Genomic DNA, 17,877 nt, shown 5'->3' with positions numbered 1-17,877 from the left:
CGTTACCATAACGTTTTATCGATTTAGCAGGATGATTTATGAAACGTGCTGTCGTTGTATTCAGTGGGGGCCAGGACTCTACAACCTGTCTGGTGCAGGCATTGCAACAATATGATGAAGTCCATTGCGTGACGTTTGATTACGGTCAGCGCCATCGCGCAGAGATCGACGTTGCGCGCGATCTGGCGCTGAAACTGGGCGCACGCGCGCATAAGGTGCTGGATGTCACCCTGCTTAACGAGCTGGCAGTCAGCAGTCTGACGCGTGACAGCATTCCAGTGCCAGATTATGAACCTGAAGCCGATGGCATCCCGAATACGTTTGTTCCAGGGCGTAATATTTTGTTCCTGACGCTCGCGGCGATTTACGCATATCAGGTGAAAGCCGAAGCGGTGATCACCGGCGTCTGCGAAACAGATTTCTCCGGCTACCCGGATTGCCGCGATGAGTTTGTGAAAGCACTAAACCATGCCGTCAGTTTGGGCATGGCGAAAGAGATTCGTTTTGAAACGCCGCTGATGTGGATTGATAAAGCGGAAACCTGGGCGCTGGCGGATTATTACGGCAAGCTGGATTTAGTGCGTAACGAAACACTGACCTGCTATAACGGCATTAAAGGCGACGGTTGCGGTCAATGTGCGGCGTGTAATCTGCGCAGTAATGGGTTGAATCATTATCTGGCCGATAAACCGGCTGTGATGGCGGCGATGAAGCAGAAAACAGGGTTGAAGTAATTATTCCGGGTGTTGCCGGATGCGGCTTGAGCATCCGGCACAACAAAACGTTTACTTAACCATCTGCTCCAGCTTTTCGCGCAGCTCCCCTTCCAGAGCTAAAGCCTTCTGCGTTTTAAGATCAATACAAACAAACGTGATAAGCGCATCCGCCACCACCTGCCCTTCCGGCTCCAGAGTAATAACCTGGCTTAAGATGCCGCTTTTACCGTTTAATTGCTGTAACTGGCTCGTAATGGTTAACAGGTCGCTTAATACCGCCGGGCGGCGATAGTTGATATTGATATTCACCACCACGAAAGCGATGTTATGGGCGGTCATCCATTGAAAACTGTCGCTGTTTTCCAGTCCATCCCAGCGGGCTTCTTCGAGAAACTCAAGGTAGCGGGCGTTGTTTACGTGCTGGTAGACGTCGAGATGATATCCACGAACTTTGATTTGTGTTTGCATAGCGCAATAACCTTACGTTGTTGTTATAAGTACAGAGGCCATAACTGGTATGACCTCTTCAGTCTGGCAAAAAATTGCCACTATGCAAATTAATTACAGGGTTAATACCGCCAGATTACGTTCCACCAGCGAATTGCCCATCCCCGGCACCTGCTTTAGATCCTCCACCGTTTTAAACGGGCCATACTCTTCGCGATAACTGACAATCGCCTGCGCTTTCTTCAGGCCAACGCCATTCATCGCGCGGGCTAGCTCTTCCGCGCTGGCATTATTAATGCTGACTCTGGTGCCTTCTTCATCACTGGCTTTCGCCGGTACTGCCGCTTTGCTTTGTGCTGCAGGTGCTTCCGCTTTGGTTTCGACCGCCGCCGGTTTCGCTGCAGGAGCTGCCGCCAGCGCACAGTGAGACATTCCAGCACAGGCCAGGGACAGGGTAATGAGCAGTGCTTTGATTCCGTGTTTCATACTGTTTTCTCCTTGTTTGTTAACAGTGGAATCACCTTAACGGCAGTGAAAACAGTAAACAAATGGCAATGTTCAGAAATGGAAAAGGCCGCGAAAGCGACCTTTTCTTGTTACAGCTGCAAAGCATTTTTTTGCGAGGCGGCTTCAGGATTATTGCTGTTCCAGCGCATCGCCAATTTTGATTTTCGCCTCTTTGCGCAGGTTACTCATCAGAGCTTCAAAGACGATTTGTGCGTTGTTTTGGGTAATACCCTGCACCATCGCTTTTTTCTGCTCTTCCGGCATTGAACCTTGTTTCACTTCGTCCAGCGCCAGCAGAACGACATTGCCCTGCATATCGGTCGCCATACCGTAGCTCGGTTTGTCTTTCGCTGGCAGAGGCAGAGCAAATGCCGCCTGGCTAATCGGGTCACGGCCAGAACGGCTTAAGGTTTTCGGCTCACCAAATTTCACACCGGCAGCCTGCATAGCTTCCGCACCTTTGCCCGCTTTCAGATCAACCAGCAGTTTTTCAGCATCCACTTTCGCTTGCTGTTCAGCTTTGTTGTGCTGAACCATCGCTTTAACCTGTTCCTGAACATCTGCCAGCGGTTTAACCGCTTCCGGTTTATGCTCACTGATACGCAGAACGAATGCACGATCGCCGTCTACGGTGATGATGTCAGAGTTGATGCCCGGTGCGCCATTTTCACCAATCAGACCGCCGTTAAAGATAGCGTCCGCCACCGGTTTGAAGTTTAACTCTTCCGGCAGCTTATCTTTGCTGAACCAACCAGTCTGAGTAGCTTTAACGCCCGCTGCCTGCTCTGCACCTGCCAGAGATTCAGTGTCGTTGCTTGCTGCATCGCTTATTTTCTGTTGCAACGCGTAGTATGCATCCAGCGCTTTTTCGTGTTTCACTTTCGCTGCGATTTCGTCACGCACTTCGTCTAACGACTTCACTTTTGCTGGCTGAATGTCATCCAGACGGACGATCAGGAAACCTACCGAGGATTTGATCACACCAGAAAGCTGGCCTTTTTCTTTCAGACCGGCATTTTTCAGTTCGTCTGGGGTGGTGGAGTCTTCTAACCAACCCATATCACCGCCGTTACGGGCAGAGATAATATCAGCAGATTTTTCTTTTGCTAACGCGGCAAAATCACCGCCTTTGTTCAGCGCATCAAGTACAGCTTTCGCTTCATCTTCAGTTTTGGTCTGGATGATGCTGTAGCGCGTGCGCTGCGGCTGGGTGAATTGATCCTGATGCTGATCGTAGTAGCTCTGGATATCCGCATCGCTAACCGGTTGCTGCATTGTAGCGGCATCCAGCTTGATGTAGCTCACGCGGAACTGTTCCGGAGTCATGAAATTGTTTTTGTTTTGCTCGTAGTAGCTGGCGATTTCTGGTTCGGTCACGGCTTGCTTAGCCGCCAGCGCATTAACGTCGATAGTCGCTTCACGCACTACACGTTGTTGAGCGACCAGTGCAGCCAGTTCGTCAGTTTCACCTTTCAGCATAAAATCGGTGCCAGCAACGCCATTAATCAGCTGTTGGGTGGTGAGCTGGTTACGCAGCGCCTGCGCGTACTGATCGGCACTCATTCCCATTCGGTTGAGGATATCGTTGTAGCGGCTGTTATCGAACTTGCCGTCAACCTGGAAAGCCGGGGTCGCGAAAATAGCCTGCTTGACCTGCTCATCGCTGATACCCAGTTTCAGTTCGCGAGCGTACTGATCCAGTAGAGCCTCGTCGATAAGACGATTCAGCACCTGTTGACGCAGGGTTTTCATATAGCCTTCGTTCGCCGCCAGCTCGGAGTATTGATCGCCCAGCTGTTGCTGCATGCGATTACGCTCGCTGTTGAAGGCGTTCTCGAACTGCCCACGGCTGATTTCCTGGTCATTCACTTTTGCGGCGTAGTTATTGCCTCCGCCAATCAGGTAACCACTCACGCCGGTCAATATGAACGACACGATAATGATACCGAAAATAATCTTGAGCACGAGACTGTTTGCAGCCGTGCGTAAGCTGTCCATCATGGTGTAACAACACTCCGCTGTAGATGACTGTATACCTCACGCAACTTATCGCTGCGCGCAAAGGCCTATTGTGACAAGAAACGGGGGCAATTGTCAGCCCACAATGCGCAGAAAGTCACGGAATACAAATAAAAAAGGCACATCAGTAGATGCGCCCTTGAACTTCGTCACATCCCCAATGGGGACAACACTTAGTTTACCGCGTCTTTCAGTGCTTTACCTGCACGGAAGCTCGGTACTTTAGCTGCAGCGATGGTGATCTCTTTACCGGTCTGCGGGTTGCGACCAGTACGGGCAGCACGCTCTTTAACGGCAAAAGTACCAAAACCTACCAGTGCTACATCATCCCCTTCTTTCAGGGATTCAGTTACGGAAGCAATAATAGCATCTAACGCACGGCCAGCCGCAGCTTTAGAGATATCAGCCCCTGCAGCAATCTTGTCAATCAATTGAGATTTATTCACTCTTCTCTTCCTCTTTATAATTTATCTCGCACTTGAATCCTTCAAGGTGCGAACGCGCAGCAGTTATATCAGGCCAGCCATCCCCTTACAACACCCCTTAATAAGGGCAAGCCTAATCCGCCCTCTAACTTAACGAGACAAAAAAAGGCTGGCAAGTCCGAATTTACCTGCCAGCCCTTTTTTTATTAGTGCATTTTGCGCGAGGTCACTATTTTGCGGTTACAACCTGCATGCCAGACGGTTCATTTTGCAACGCGAGAGTCAGAACTTCCTCAATACGTTTCACCGGATGAATGTCCAGATCGGCTATCACGTTGTCTGGAATCTCTTCCAGATCGCGTTTATTTTCGTACGGAATTAACACAGTTTTAATTCCACCACGATGCGCCGCCAGCAGTTTTTCTTTCAAACCGCCGATTGGTAACACTTGGCCACGCAAGGTTATCTCGCCCGTCATCGCCACATCGGCGCGAACCGGGTTACCGGTCAGGCAAGAAACCAGCGCAGTGCACATGGCAATACCAGCGCTCGGACCATCTTTCGGCGTCGCACCTTCCGGTACGTGCACGTGGATGTCGCGTTTTTCGTAAAAATCTGGATTGATCCCCAGTTTTTCCGCACGCGCACGAACCACCGTTAACGCCGCCTGAATGGACTCTTGCATCACTTCGCCCAGCGAACCGGTATAAGTGAGTTTACCTTTGCCTGGTACACACGCAGTTTCGATGGTCAGCAAGTCGCCGCCGACTTCTGTCCACGCCAGACCCGTTACCTGACCGACGCGGTTTTCGTTATCCGCGCGACCATAGTCGAAACGTTGTACGCCGAGGTAGTCATGCAGGTTATCGCCGTTAATTTCGATATGTTTTAATGACTTATCGAGAAGTAACTGCTTAACCGCTTTACGGCACAGTTTGGAGATTTCACGCTCCAGACCACGCACGCCTGCCTCACGGGTGTAGTAACGAATAATGCCGATAATGGCGCTATCGTCGACGGTCAGCTCACCTTTTTTCAGCGCATTACGTTCAATCTGCTTCGGCAGCAGGTGACGTTTGGCGATGTTCAGTTTTTCATCTTCGGTATAACCGGAGAGGCGAATCACTTCCATACGATCCAGCAGCGGTGCCGGAATGTTCATGGAGTTCGACGTCGCGACAAACATCACGTCACTCAGGTCGTAATCCACTTCCAGGTAATGGTCGCTGAACGCCACGTTCTGCTCTGGATCCAACACTTCAAGCAGTGCGGAGGCCGGATCGCCACGCATGTCAGAAGACATTTTGTCGATCTCATCGAGCAGGAACAGCGGGTTTTTCACGCCCACTTTCGCCATTTTCTGGATCAATTTACCCGGCATAGAACCGATGTAAGTACGGCGGTGACCGCGGATTTCCGCTTCATCACGCACGCCACCCAGTGCCATACGAACATATTTACGTCCTGTGGCTTTGGCGATGGACTGACCCAGGGACGTTTTACCTACCCCCGGCGGCCCTACCAGGCAGAGGATCGGCCCCTTGATTTTGTTTACACGGCTTTGAACCGCGAGGTACTCAAGGATACGATCTTTCACGCGCTCCAGACCATAATGATCGGTATCGAGGATTTCTTGCGCCTGACGCAGGTCTTTTTTGACCTTGCTACGCGCATTCCACGGCACCTGTACCATCCAGTCGATATAACCACGCACCACGGTTGCTTCTGCCGACATCGGAGACATCATTTTCAGCTTCTGCAGTTCTGCTTCCGCTTTTTCTTTTGCCTCTTTCGGCATTTTCGCCGCGTCGATTTTGCGCTTCAGGGCTTCGTTTTCGTCCGGTGCGTCGTCCATTTCGCCGAGTTCTTTCTGAATGGCTTTCATCTGCTCGTTCAGATAGTACTCACGCTGGGATTTCTCCATCTGCTTTTTCACGCGGTTACGAATACGTTTCTCAACCTGCAGCAGATCGATTTCCGACTCCATCATCGCCATCAGATATTCCAGACGCTCGTTAACGTCGGACATCTCAAGAACAGACTGTTTATCAGCCAGTTTCAGCGGCATATGCGCGGCAATGGTATCTGCCAGACGCGCAGGATCGTCGATGCTGTTAAGCGACGTCAGCACTTCTGGTGGGATTTTCTTATTCAGCTTGATGTAGCCTTCGAACTGGCTGATTGCAGTACGCACCAGCACTTCCTGTTCCCGCTCCTCAATGGTCGGCGATTCCAGATACTCCGCCTTCGCAGAAAAGTGTTCGCCATTGTCAGAGAGCGCAGAAATACGCGCGCGCTGTAACCCCTCGACCAGCACTTTGACGGTGCCGTCAGGCAGCTTCAGCATCTGCAATATAGAGGCCACGGTCCCGACGGTGAAAAGATCGTTTACACCCGGCTCATCCGTTGAAGCTTCTTTCTGCGCGACCAGCATAATTTTTTTATCATGGTCCATCGCCGCTTCCAGACAACGGATAGATTTTTCCCGCCCGACAAATAAGGGGATGACCATGTGCGGATAAACCACCACATCGCGCAGCGGCAATACGGGGATTTCAATGCGTTCAGAACGCTCAGGATTCATAGAGCTCTCTCTTAGTTTAATTTCCGCCAGGTAATCAGATGACACGACTGTGCTTCACGCCATCTATTAACATGTACGTCAGTATATGGGGATGTTTCCCCCACATTCAACGTCGAGAATAGAGGAAAAATGAAAGGGGAGATAAAATCCCCCCTTTTTGGTTAACTGACTGTATGCGAATGGTTAATTATTCACCAGATGCCTGTTGCGCTTCCGGCTTACCATAAATCAGCAGCGGTTTGCTCTGGCCATCAATTACCGATTCGTCGATAACCACTTTTTCGACATCTTCCATGGACGGCAGATCGTACATGGTATCGAGCAGTGCGGCTTCTACGATGGAACGCAGGCCACGGGCACCGGTTTTACGCGCCATCGCTTTCTTAGCGATAGCATCCAGCGCCTCGTCACGGAATTCCAGATCCACGCCTTCCAGATTAAACAGCGCCTGATACTGCTTGGTCAGGGCGTTTTTCGGCTCTTTAAGGATCTGAATCAGGGCTTCTTCGCTCAGTTCATTCAGCGTTGCTACAACTGGCAGACGACCGATGAACTCAGGGATCAGACCAAATTTGATCAGATCTTCCGGTTCTACCTGCGCCAGCAGTTCGCCTTCACTTGCTTTGTCGGACTTCGCTTTTACCGTCGCGCCAAAACCAATGCCGGAGCCGGTTTCTACACGATGGGAAATCACTTTATCCAGACCAGCAAACGCACCACCACAGATAAACAGTATCTTAGAGGTATCTACCTGCAAGAACTCCTGCTGCGGATGCTTACGCCCGCCCTGCGGTGGAACGGCAGCAACTGTACCTTCGATCAGTTTCAACAGTGCCTGCTGTACGCCTTCACCGGAAACGTCACGGGTAATAGACGGGTTGTCAGACTTACGTGAAATCTTGTCAATTTCATCGATGTAGACAATACCGCGCTGCGCTTTCTGTACGTCGTAGTCGCACTTCTGCAACAGCTTCTGAATGATGTTTTCAACGTCTTCGCCCACATAACCGGCTTCGGTCAGTGTAGTCGCATCGGCCATAGTGAACGGAACATCCAGCAGGCGTGCCAGCGTTTCAGCCAGCAGCGTTTTACCGGAACCGGTCGGACCGATCAGCAGAATGTTACTTTTACCCAACTCGACGCCATTGCTGGTATCGCCATTACGCAGACGTTTGTAGTGGTTGTATACCGCGACCGCCAGCACTTTTTTCGCCTGTTCCTGACCGATTACGTAATCGTCCAGATGGTTGCGAATTTCATGCGGCGTCGGTAGCGCACTGCGTTCACGATGCGGTGCAACTTCTTTAATCTCTTCGCGAATGATGTCGTTACATAAATCAACACATTCGTCGCAGATATACACGGATGGTCCGGCAATCAGCTTGCGCACTTCATGCTGGCTTTTGCCGCAAAAAGAGCAGTACAACAGTTTGCCTGAGCCATCTTTGCGTTTATCTGTCATGGGTCAAAACCTCTTCTTTGTTCTTTGTGCCGCACACGACGACGCAAATGCCATTCTCAGGCGCAAGTCGCTTATAGCGTTGTGCCGCCCTGGATAAGTATAGCGGCACAGTTGCGCCTCTGGCATCAATTACGATGGGTCAGAATCGAATCGACCAGACCGTATTCCACCGCTTCAGGGGCGGAAAGGAAGCGATCGCGCTCGGTATCTCGTTCAATCTGTTCCAATGATTGACCCGTATGGAGCGCCATAAGTTCATTCATGCGCCCTTTAACTTTCAAAATTTCACGGGCATGAATTTCGATATCGGTCGCCTGGCCCTGATAGCCGCCCAGCGGCTGGTGAATCATCACGCGCGAGTTCGGAAGGCAGAAACGTTTACCTTTTGCCCCTGCGGTCAGCAGGAATGCGCCCATCGAGGCCGCCTGGCCCATACAGATGGTGCTGACATCAGGCTTGATAAACTGCATGGTGTCATAGATAGACATCCCGGCAGTGATCACTCCGCCTGGGGAGTTAATGTACAGATAGATATCTTTTTCTGGGTTTTCCGCTTCCAGGAACAGCATCTGCGCCACAATCAGGTTAGCCATGTGGTCTTCAACCTGGCCAGTCAGAAAAATGACGCGTTCCTTAAGTAGACGAGAATAGATATCAAAAGAGCGCTCACCGCGTGAGGTCTGTTCAATGACCATCGGCACCAGCGCCATATGGGGTGCAAAGTTATCTCGTTCGCCGCTGTATGACATTTCCGTCTCCTGGATAAAATTGAAAAAACCTGCTGTACCGATTGTAACCTTATGGACGGATTATCAGCTAGTCCCTGTGTTATGGGTACGGCATCACCATATTTCAAGCATAACAATCTTTTGTTGTTACGCTAACACCGAAAGAGCGTTTTCGCACGGTTCCATGCAAAATTCATGACAAAAAAAAGCCCACCACCTGGCGGTGACGGGCCTTTGTGCGAATTTAGCGCGTTATGCTGCGGAAATTACGCCTGCTGGTTCATCAGCTCATTGAAAGTGGTTTCTTTTTCAGTCACTTTCGCTTTCGCCAGTACAGCTTCTACAGCCTGTTCTTCCAGAGCAACATTGCGCATGTTGTCCATCAGTTCTTTGTTTTTGCTGTAGAACTCGATAACTTCTTTCGGATCTTCGTACGCAGAAGCCATCTCTTCGATCAGACCTTTCACACGCTCTTCGTCAGCTTTCAGCTCGTTGGTGCGGATAACTTCGCCCAGCAGCAGGCCAACAACTACGCGGCGTTTAGCCTGTTCTTCGAACAGTTCACGCGGCAGTTCCAGCGCTTGTTTCTCATTGCCACCGAAACGCTGTGCAGCCTGACGACGCAGAACGTCGATTTCGCTGTCGATCAGCGCAGCCGGTACGTCGATGTCGTTAGCTTTTACCAGACCTTCGATCGCCTGAGACTTAACGCGGTTACGGATGGCGCTCTTCAGCTCGCGCTCCATGTTTTTACGCACTTCAGCGCGCAGACCTTCTACAGAACCATCTTCAACGCCGAAACGTTTGATGAATTCTGCAGTCAGTTCCGGCAGTTCACGCTCTTCAACTTTCTTCAGGTTGATAGCGAATTTCGCTGCTTTACCCTTCAGGTTTTCTGCGTGGTATTCTTCCGGGAAGGTCACGTCGATGGTGAACTCTTCGCCAGCTTTGTGGCCTTTGATACCGTCTTCAAAGCCCGGGATCATGCGACCCTGGCCCATCGCCAGTACGAAATCAGACGCTTTACCGCCTTCGAACTCTTCGCCGTCAACTGAACCGGTGAAGTCGATGGTTACGCGGTCTTCTGCTTCAACAGCGCCGTCTTTTTCTTTCCAGGTAGCCTGCTGTTTACGCAGAGTATCCAGCATGCCGTCAACGTCAGCGTCGGTCACTTCCACGATCGGTTTTTCAACTTCGATCGCTTCCAGGCCCTGCAGTTCAACTTCCGGATACACTTCAAACTCTACAGAGTAGGTGAAGTCTTCACCCAGCTTGTATTCGCCCGGAACATAGGTCGGTGCGCCAGCCGGATTGATTTTTTCTTTAATGATGGCGTCAATGAAGTTACGGCTCATCAGGTCGCCCAGAACGTCCTGGCGTACAGACGCGCCATAACGCTGAGCAACGATATTCATTGGCACTTTGCCTTTACGGAAGCCGTCAATACGTACTTTTTTCGCAACGTTGACCAGCTCGCTTTTAACAGCGGTTTCGATGCTGTCAGCAGCGATAGTAATCGTTACACGGCGGCCAAGGCCTTGAGTGGTTTCAACTGAAACTTGCATCTTGTTACCTCAAAAAATCACAGTGCTCGGTCAACTCTTACCCCGCAAGCACAGGTTGTTGGCTTCGCGGTACCGGGATGTTCTTATAATCAATCACATTCCCTGTTACCAGAATCATCCCGAAAGCATTCAAATAGGACGCGGCATTATAGCGGCATCACTTTTATGAGTCGAGAACGGTTATTGCGCGCTACCGCGTATTTTTTCACAATTCCCGGGGAATTTTCGTCTGAATGCTGGGCAAAAAGCACAAAATCCAGACAAAACAAAACGGCCCGCAGGCCGTTTTTCATAAAATCTTTAGCAACATACTGGAAAAGCGCTGACGGTTGCAAATGCGTTTTTACGCGATGCTTCCTGCTCCACGACAGGGAGGAGAGGCAAAAATGGTATCCTGCAACCCTTCCCATTCCTTAATAGTGTAAGTATGCAGAGCCAGCGCATGAACGGTAGTAGAGAGTTCCTCCGCTAAAGTACTGTAAATCATTCGATGACGATTCAGAAAACGTTCACCCGTAAAACGATCGCTGACCAGCACAACTTTAAAATGGCTTTCAGAGCCGGCTGGGACATTGTGACGATAGCTTTCATCCACAACTTCGAGGAATACGGGTTGGAACGCCGTCCTTAATTTTTCTTCTATCCGCTCACGTATCATCATGAAATATCTCCTCCGACAACGCTGAGATGTCACCCATCCCTTTAAATACTAGCCGCTTTTACCGTTACCATTACAGCTTAGCAACAAATATTTAGCTTTCGTCCCAGTTTTTCAGTCAACCGTATGAAGTTTACTGATTTAAAGATTAATTCGCAGGCTGCGCACGAGTGATTCTTTTACTCACGGTGATTATTTCGTCAACACGATGAATTTACATGCCTTACCCACTTCCCCTCGTCGTTGGCAATGTTATGATGGCGAGAATTTTTTACCAAACACGCTTACCAGTCTCTGAGAGCCAGAACATGTTCAAAAAAATCCTCTTCCCATTAGTTGCTCTGTTTATGCTTGCAGGATGCGCAACACCACCAACGACGATTGACGTTTCCCCAACGATGACGCTACCGCAGCAGGATCCAAGCCTGATGGGCGTCACCGTTAGCATTAATGGTGCCGATCAACGTACCGATCAGGCGCTGGCGAAAGTGACCCGCGATAATCAGATTGTCACCCTGACCGCCTCTCGCGATTTGCGTTTCCTGCTGCAAGAAGTGCTGGAAAAACAAATGACCGCGCGTGGTTACATGGTCGGCCCAAATGGTCCGGTTAATCTGCAAATCATCGTTAGCCAACTGTATGCTGACGTGTCCCAGGGTAACGTGCGTTACAATATCGCCACTAAAGCAGATATCGCCATCATCGCCACCGCGCAGAATGGCAACAAGATGACCAAAAACTATCGTGCCAGCTACAACGTTGAAGGCGCTTTTCAGGCTTCCAACAAAAATATCGCCGATGCGGTTAACAGTGTGCTGACCGACACCATTGCTGACATGTCTCAGGACACCAGCATTCACGAATTCATCAAGCAGAACGCGCGTTAATTTCTGCCCTCTGGCCCGGTGCAAGCCGGGCCTGTAGACGCCCATGTCCAGTCAATATTTACGTATTTTCCAACAGCCGCGTTCAGCCATTTTGCTGATCCTGGGTTTTGCTTCTGGGCTACCGCTAGCCCTGACATCCGGCACGTTACAGGCGTGGATGACCGTTGAGAATATCGATCTTAAAACCATCGGTTTCTTCTCTCTGGTAGGCCAGGCTTATGTATTTAAATTTCTCTGGTCCCCGCTGATGGACCGCTACACCCCACCGTTCCTCGGACGTCGGCGCGGTTGGCTGCTCGCGACACAAACTCTATTGTTACTGTCCATTGCGGCGATGGGTTTTCTCGAACCTGGCACCCAATTACGCTGGATGGCAGCTCTGGCGGTGGTGATCGCTTTTTGCTCCGCCTCCCAGGATATCGTCTTTGATGCCTGGAAAACGGATGTGCTGCCAGCGGAAGAACGCGGCGCAGGTGCGGCAATCAGCGTGCTGGGGTATCGCCTGGGGATGCTGGTATCCGGCGGCCTGGCTTTATGGCTGGCAGATAAATGGCTGGGCTGGCAAGGCATGTACTGGTTGATGGCAGCGCTGTTGATCCCCTGTATTATCGCGACACTGCTTGCACCAGAACCAACCGACACCATTCCTGTACCCAAAACGCTGGAACGGGCCGTTGTAGCACCATTGCGTGATTTCTTTGGCCGCAATAACGCATGGCTGATTCTGCTTTTAATCGTACTGTACAAACTGGGCGATGCTTTCGCCATGAGCCTGACAACCACGTTTTTGATTCGCGGCGTCGGATTTGATGCCGGCGAAGTGGGTGTAGTTAACAAAACGCTCGGTCTACTGGCGACCATCATCGGCGCATTGTTCGGCGGAATTTTGATGCAGCGCCTGTCATTGTTCCGTGCGCTCATGATTTTCGGACTTTTACAAGGAGCGTCCAACGCCGGTTACTGGCTACTTTCCGTGACTGATAAGCATCTCTACAGCATGGGCGCGGCTGTCTTTTTCGAAAATCTGTGTGGCGGGATGGGAACATCAGCATTTGTGGCGCTATTAATGACCCTGTGTAATAAGTCATTTTCCGCTACCCAGTTCGCCCTGCTCTCGGCGCTTTCTGCTGTAGGACGGGTTTATGTAGGGCCAGTAGCAGGTTGGTTTGTTGAAGCTCACGGCTGGCCGACGTTCTATCTGTTCTCTGTTGCCGCCGCCGTACCTGGACTTATTTTGCTACTGGTTTGCCGTCGCACGCTGGAGTACACATGGGTCAATAACGACTTTATCCCTCGTACCGGGTATCCGGCAGGTTATGCCTTTGCCATGTCGACGCTGGCAACGGGCGTCAGTCTGTTAGCAGTGTGGTTACTGCTATTGACGATGGACGCGCTGGATTTGACCCACTTCTCTTTCCTGCCTGCTCTGCTGGAAGTCGGCGTTTTAGTCGCCCTGGGCGGAGTCGTGCTTGGTGGTTTGCTGGATTATCTGGCACTACGAAAAACACATCTGACGTAATCTGTAAATATTATTTAGCTGTAGTAATCACCCGGCGTAATTATTACGGCTAAATAAACATCAGCATCGCTTAATAATATTTGTTCTTTTGTGCGGCTTAGATTTCTAAAATTATTGACGGCATTTATAGATTCTATTTTTCTTACACGATTCAGCTAATGACACTTTATTTCCCCTCACCTGAGTTGTCACTTCAATGATAATTATTTGTTAAATAATTGTTTTATTTTGAGATTGGTTATACCAATTGCCCTGCAACCCCCCTTCCGCGCGCCCCTTTCGTTATAACGCCCTTTTGCAACAGCTTCTTAAAACCAACTTGATATGTTTTGCAACATATGTGACCTGGCAGCCAAATCCAAGTAACAGGAATTTAATCATGTTTACAGTAATGTAACCTTCCCGTAAAATGCCCACACACTTTAAACGCCACCAGATCCCGTGGAATTGAGGTCGTTAAATGAGACTCAGGAAATACAATAAAAGTTTGGGATGGTTGTCATTATTTGCAGGCACTGTATTGCTCAGTGGTTGTAATTCTGCGCTGTTAGATCCCAAAGGACAGATTGGTCTGGAGCAACGTTCACTGATACTGACGGCATTTGGCCTGATGTTGATTGTCGTTATTCCCGCAATCTTGATGGCTGTTGGTTTCGCCTGGAAGTACCGTGCGAGCAATAAAGATGCTAAGTACAGCCCGAACTGGTCACACTCCAATAAAGTGGAAGCTGTGGTCTGGACGGTACCTATCTTAATCATCATCTTCCTTGCGGTACTGACCTGGAAAACTACTCACGCTCTTGAGCCTAGCAAGCCGCTGGCACATGACGAGAAGCCCATTACCATCGAAGTGGTTTCCATGGACTGGAAATGGTTCTTCATCTACCCGGAACAGGGAATTGCTACCGTGAATGAAATCGCTTTCCCGGCGAACACTCCGGTGTACTTCAAAGTGACCTCCAACTCCGTGATGAACTCCTTCTTCATTCCGCGTCTGGGTAGCCAGATTTATGCCATGGCCGGTATGCAGACTCGCCTGCATCTGATCGCCAACGAACCCGGTACTTATGACGGTATCTCCGCCAGCTACAGCGGTCCGGGCTTCTCAGGCATGAAGTTCAAAGCTATCGCAACGCCGGATCGCGCCGAATTCGACCAGTGGGTCGCAAAAGCGAAACAGTCACCGAACAGCATGTCTGACATGGCAGCGTTCGAAAAACTGGCCGCGCCTAGCGAATACAACCAGGTGGAATATTTCTCCAACGTGAAACCAGACTTGTTTGCCGATGTGATTAATAAGTTTATGGCTCACGGTAAGAGCATGGACATGACCCAGCCAGAAGGTGAGCACAGCGCACACGAAGGTATGGAAGGCATGGACATGAGCCACGCGGAATCCGCCCATTAAAGGGGTTGAGGAAGAATAAAGATGTTCGGAAAATTATCACTTGATGCAGTCCCGTACCATGAACCTATCGTCATGGTTACGATCGCTGGCATTATTTTGGGAGGTCTGGCGCTCGTTGGCCTGATCACTTACTTCGGTAAGTGGACCTACCTGTGGAAAGAGTGGCTGACCTCCGTCGACCATAAACGCCTCGGTATCATGTATATCATCGTGGCGATTGTGATGTTGCTGCGTGGTTTTGCTGACGCCATTATGATGCGTAGCCAACAGGCCCTTGCCTCGGCGGGTGAAGCGGGCTTCCTGCCACCTCACCACTACGATCAGATCTTCACCGCGCACGGCGTGATTATGATCTTCTTCGTGGCGATGCCTTTCGTTATCGGTCTGATGAACCTGGTGGTTCCGCTGCAGATCGGCGCGCGTGACGTTGCGTTCCCGTTCCTCAACAACTTAAGCTTCTGGTTTACCGTTGTTGGTGTGATTCTGGTTAACGTTTCTCTCGGCGTGGGCGAATTTGCGCAGACCGGCTGGCTGGCCTATCCACCACTATCGGGAATAGAGTACAGTCCGGGAGTCGGTGTCGATTACTGGATATGGAGTCTCCAGCTATCCGGTATAGGTACGACGCTAACCGGTATCAACTTCTTCGTTACCATTCTGAAGATGCGTGCACCGGGCATGACCATGTTCAAGATGCCGGTATTTACCTGGGCATCACTGTGCGCAAACATTCTGATTATTGCTTCCTTCCCAATTCTGACGGTTACCGTCGCGTTGTTGACCCTGGATCGCTATCTGGGCACCCATTTCTTTACCAACGATATGGGTGGCAACATGATGATGTACATCAACCTGATTTGGGCCTGGGGCCATCCGGAAGTTTACATCCTGATCCTGCCTGTTTTCGGTGTGTTCTCCGAAATTGCGGCAACCTTCTCGCGTAAACGCCTGTTTGGTTATACCTCGCTGGTATGGGCAACCGTCTGTATCACCGTGCTGTCGTTCATCGTCTGGCTGCACCACTTCTTTACGATGGGTGCGGGCGCGAACGTAAACGCCTTCTTTGGTATCACCACCATGATTATCGCCATCCCGACCGGGGTGAAGATCTTCAACTGGCTGTTCACCATGTATCAGGGCCGCATCGTGTTCCATTCTGCGATGCTGTGGACCATCGGTTTTATCGTCACCTTCTCGGTGGGCGGTATGACTGGCGTGCTGCTGGCAGTACCGGGCGCGGACTTCGTTCTGCATAACAGCCTGTTCCTGATTGCGCACTTCCATAACGTTATCATCGGCGGCGTGGTCTTCGGCTGCTTCGCAGGGATGACCTACTGGTGGCCTAAAGCGTTCGGTTTCAAACTGAACGAAACCTGGGGTAAACGCGCGTTCTGGTTCTGGATCATCGGCTTCTTCGTTGCCTTTATGCCGCTGTATGCGCTGGGCTTCATGGGCATGACTCGTCGCTTGAGCCAGCAGATTGACCCGCAGTTCCACACCATGCTGATGATTGCAGCCAGCGGTGCGGTACTGATTGCGCTGGGTATCCTCTGCCTCGTTATTCAGATGTACGTTTCCATTCGCGACCGCGACCAGAACCGTGACCTGACTGGCGACCCGTGGGGTGGCCGTACGCTGGAGTGGGCAACCTCTTCCCCGCCTCCGTTCTATAACTTTGCCATTGTGCCGCACGTTCACGAGCGTGATGCATTCTGGGAAATGAAAGAGAAAGGCGAAGCGTACAAAAAGCCTGACCACTATGAAGAAATTCATATGCCGAAAAACAGCGGCGCCGGTATCGTCATTGCGGCTTTCTCCACCATCTTCGGTTTCGCCATGATCTGGCATATCTGGTGGCTGGCGATTGTTGGCTTCGCAGGCATGATCATCACCTGGATCGTGAAAAGCTTCGACGAGGACGTGGATTACTACGTGCCGGTGGCAGAAATCGAAAAACTGGAAAACCAGCATTTCGATGAGATTACTAAGGCAGGGCTGAAAAATGGCAACTGATACTTTGACGCACGCGACTGCCCACGCGCACGAACACGGGCACCACGATGCAGGCGGAACCAAAATCTTCGGATTTTGGATCTACCTGATGAGCGACTGCATTCTGTTCTCTATTTTGTTTGCTACCTATGCCGTTCTGGTGAACGGCACCGCAGGCGGCCCGACAGGTAAGGACATTTTCGAACTGCCGTTCGTTCTGGTTGAAACTTTCTTGCTGTTGTTCAGCTCCATCACCTACGGCATGGCGGCTATCGCCATGTACAAAAACAACAAAAGCCAGGTTATCTCCTGGCTGGCGTTGACCTGGTTGTTTGGTGCCGGATTTATCGGGATGGAACTCTATGAATTCCATCACCTGATTGTTAACGGCATGGGCCCGGATCGCAGCGGCTTCCTGTCAGCGTTCTTTGCGCTGGTTGGTACCCACGGTCTGCACGTCACTTCCGGCCTTATCTGGATGGCGGTGCTGATGGTGCAAATCGCCCGTCGCGGCCTGACCAGCACTAACCGTACCCGCATCATGTGCCTGAGCTTGTTCTGGCACTTCCTGGATGTGGTTTGGATCTGTGTGTTCACTGTTGTTTATCTGATGGGGGCGATGTAATGAGTCATTCTAACGAACATAGCGGCGCATCCCATGGCAGCGTAAAAACCTACATGACAGGCTTTATCCTGTCGGTAATCCTGACGGTGATTCCGTTCTGGATGGTAATGACAGGAGCTGCCTCTCCGGCCGTAATTCTGGGAACAATCCTGGCAATGGCAGTGGTACAGGTTCTGGTGCATCTGGTGTGCTTCCTGCACATGAATACCAAATCAGATGAAGGCTGGAACATGACGGCGTTTGTCTTCACCGTGCTAATCATCGCTATCCTGGTTGTAGGCTCCATCTGGATTATGTGGAACCTCAACTACAACATGATGATGCACTAAGAGCGG

The 17,877-nt window shown here is 50.7% G+C and carries 16 protein-coding genes; 7 read left to right on the top strand and 9 right to left on the bottom strand.

All coding sequences use genetic code 11. From position 1 onward, the window contains the following. Nucleotides 1–38: 38 nt before the first annotated feature. Complete coding sequence (gene queC / locus FEK66_RS02150) at nt 39–734, top strand: 7-cyano-7-deazaguanine synthase QueC (protein ID WP_135494293.1); 696 nt, start codon at nt 39–41, stop codon at nt 732–734. Nucleotides 735–785: 51 nt separating this feature from the next. Here the strand turns inward: queC and fadM are convergent, their stop codons facing one another. From fadM to bolA, 9 genes are all read right to left on the bottom strand, one after another. After that, nucleotides 786–1,184, bottom strand: a complete 399-nt coding sequence (fadM, locus tag FEK66_RS02145; RefSeq protein ID WP_001194534.1) for a long-chain acyl-CoA thioesterase FadM — start codon at nt 1,182–1,184, stop codon at nt 786–788. A gap of 93 nt (nt 1,185–1,277) precedes the next feature. Beyond that, nucleotides 1,278–1,649, bottom strand: coding sequence for a helix-hairpin-helix domain-containing protein (locus FEK66_RS02140; RefSeq protein ID WP_130206270.1), 372 nt, complete (start codon nt 1,647–1,649; stop codon nt 1,278–1,280). A gap of 150 nt (nt 1,650–1,799) precedes the next feature. Next, on the bottom strand, nt 1,800–3,671 hold the full coding sequence (gene ppiD, locus FEK66_RS02135) for a peptidylprolyl isomerase (RefSeq protein ID WP_130206268.1): 1,872 nt from the start codon (nt 3,669–3,671) through the stop codon (nt 1,800–1,802). Between the two features lie 191 nt (nt 3,672–3,862). Then, nucleotides 3,863–4,153, bottom strand: a complete 291-nt coding sequence (hupB, locus tag FEK66_RS02130) for a nucleoid-associated protein HU-beta (protein WP_254892905.1) — start codon at nt 4,151–4,153, stop codon at nt 3,863–3,865. A gap of 190 nt (nt 4,154–4,343) precedes the next feature. After that, complete coding sequence (gene lon, locus FEK66_RS02125) at nt 4,344–6,698, bottom strand: endopeptidase La (RefSeq protein ID WP_064527151.1); 2,355 nt, start codon at nt 6,696–6,698, stop codon at nt 4,344–4,346. Between the two features lie 187 nt (nt 6,699–6,885). Beyond that, on the bottom strand, nt 6,886–8,160 hold the full coding sequence (gene clpX, locus FEK66_RS02120) for an ATP-dependent protease ATP-binding subunit ClpX (protein WP_000130305.1): 1,275 nt from the start codon (nt 8,158–8,160) through the stop codon (nt 6,886–6,888). A 125-nt stretch (nt 8,161–8,285) separates the two neighbouring features. After that, nucleotides 8,286–8,909 carry an ATP-dependent Clp endopeptidase proteolytic subunit ClpP gene (clpP, locus tag FEK66_RS02115; protein WP_000122253.1) on the bottom strand — a complete coding sequence of 208 codons (624 nt, stop codon included), beginning with the start codon at nt 8,907–8,909 and terminating at the stop codon, nt 8,286–8,288. A 245-nt stretch (nt 8,910–9,154) separates the two neighbouring features. Next, nucleotides 9,155–10,453, bottom strand: a complete 1,299-nt coding sequence (gene tig, locus FEK66_RS02110; RefSeq protein ID WP_001198386.1) for a trigger factor — start codon at nt 10,451–10,453, stop codon at nt 9,155–9,157. 343 nt (nt 10,454–10,796) lie between these two features. Beyond that, on the bottom strand, nt 10,797–11,114 hold the full coding sequence (gene bolA / locus FEK66_RS02105; protein ID WP_000973459.1) for a transcriptional regulator BolA: 318 nt from the start codon (nt 11,112–11,114) through the stop codon (nt 10,797–10,799). A gap of 305 nt (nt 11,115–11,419) precedes the next feature. Here bolA and FEK66_RS02100 point away from each other — a divergent pair, with 305 nt between their 5' ends. From FEK66_RS02100 to FEK66_RS02075, 6 genes are all read left to right on the top strand, one after another. Continuing rightward, nucleotides 11,420–11,998, top strand: a complete 579-nt coding sequence (locus FEK66_RS02100) for a lipoprotein (RefSeq protein WP_130206262.1) — start codon at nt 11,420–11,422, stop codon at nt 11,996–11,998. 43 nt (nt 11,999–12,041) lie between these two features. Then, nucleotides 12,042–13,517, top strand: coding sequence for a muropeptide MFS transporter AmpG (gene ampG, locus FEK66_RS02095; RefSeq protein ID WP_130260304.1), 1,476 nt, complete (start codon nt 12,042–12,044; stop codon nt 13,515–13,517). 460 nt (nt 13,518–13,977) lie between these two features. Then, nucleotides 13,978–14,925, top strand: a complete 948-nt coding sequence (gene cyoA / locus FEK66_RS02090; protein WP_001239440.1) for a cytochrome o ubiquinol oxidase subunit II — start codon at nt 13,978–13,980, stop codon at nt 14,923–14,925. A 21-nt stretch (nt 14,926–14,946) separates the two neighbouring features. Beyond that, nucleotides 14,947–16,938, top strand: coding sequence for a cytochrome o ubiquinol oxidase subunit I (cyoB, locus tag FEK66_RS02085; RefSeq protein ID WP_130215449.1), 1,992 nt, complete (start codon nt 14,947–14,949; stop codon nt 16,936–16,938). Next, entirely contained in the window at nt 16,928–17,542 is a 615-nt protein-coding gene (locus tag FEK66_RS02080) for a cytochrome o ubiquinol oxidase subunit III (RefSeq protein WP_032328763.1), read from the top strand. The genes cyoB and FEK66_RS02080 overlap by 11 nt, the downstream gene beginning before the upstream one ends. Next, on the top strand, nt 17,542–17,871 hold the full coding sequence (locus FEK66_RS02075; RefSeq protein WP_130206254.1) for a cytochrome o ubiquinol oxidase subunit IV: 330 nt from the start codon (nt 17,542–17,544) through the stop codon (nt 17,869–17,871). Before FEK66_RS02080 ends, FEK66_RS02075 begins: the two co-directional genes overlap by 1 nt. The last annotated feature ends 6 nt before the right edge of the window (nt 17,872–17,877 follow it).

Origin of the sequence: Escherichia sp. E1130 (genome assembly GCF_005781065.1) — a bacterium.
Classification (GTDB): domain Bacteria; phylum Pseudomonadota; class Gammaproteobacteria; order Enterobacterales; family Enterobacteriaceae; genus Escherichia.
The sequence above is the reverse complement of the archived record's forward strand: the minus strand, read 5'-3'. Positions and strand labels throughout refer to the sequence as shown.

Excerpts from the sequence above, each read along its gene's own strand:
- tig (WP_001198386.1), bottom strand. The coding sequence starts at position 10,453 with ATGCAAGTTTCAGTTGAAACCACTCAAGGCCTTGGCCGCCGTGTAACG.
- cyoA (WP_001239440.1), top strand. The coding sequence starts at position 13,978 with ATGAGACTCAGGAAATACAATAAAAGTTTGGGATGGTTGTCATTATTT.
- FEK66_RS02080 (WP_032328763.1), top strand. The coding sequence starts at position 16,928 with ATGGCAACTGATACTTTGACGCACGCGACTGCCCACGCGCACGAACAC.
- fadM (WP_001194534.1), bottom strand. The coding sequence starts at position 1,184 with ATGCAAACACAAATCAAAGTTCGTGGATATCATCTCGACGTCTACCAG.
- clpP (WP_000122253.1), bottom strand. The coding sequence starts at position 8,909 with ATGTCATACAGCGGCGAACGAGATAACTTTGCACCCCATATGGCGCTG.
- FEK66_RS02100 (WP_130206262.1), top strand. The coding sequence starts at position 11,420 with ATGTTCAAAAAAATCCTCTTCCCATTAGTTGCTCTGTTTATGCTTGCA.
- bolA (WP_000973459.1), bottom strand. The coding sequence starts at position 11,114 with ATGATGATACGTGAGCGGATAGAAGAAAAATTAAGGACGGCGTTCCAA.
- FEK66_RS02140 (WP_130206270.1), bottom strand. The coding sequence starts at position 1,649 with ATGAAACACGGAATCAAAGCACTGCTCATTACCCTGTCCCTGGCCTGT.
- lon (WP_064527151.1), bottom strand. The coding sequence starts at position 6,698 with ATGAATCCTGAGCGTTCTGAACGCATTGAAATCCCCGTATTGCCGCTG.
- FEK66_RS02075 (WP_130206254.1), top strand. The coding sequence starts at position 17,542 with ATGAGTCATTCTAACGAACATAGCGGCGCATCCCATGGCAGCGTAAAA.
- cyoB (WP_130215449.1), top strand. The coding sequence starts at position 14,947 with ATGTTCGGAAAATTATCACTTGATGCAGTCCCGTACCATGAACCTATC.
- ppiD (WP_130206268.1), bottom strand. The coding sequence starts at position 3,671 with ATGATGGACAGCTTACGCACGGCTGCAAACAGTCTCGTGCTCAAGATT.
- ampG (WP_130260304.1), top strand. The coding sequence starts at position 12,042 with ATGTCCAGTCAATATTTACGTATTTTCCAACAGCCGCGTTCAGCCATT.
- clpX (WP_000130305.1), bottom strand. The coding sequence starts at position 8,160 with ATGACAGATAAACGCAAAGATGGCTCAGGCAAACTGTTGTACTGCTCT.
- queC (WP_135494293.1), top strand. The coding sequence starts at position 39 with ATGAAACGTGCTGTCGTTGTATTCAGTGGGGGCCAGGACTCTACAACC.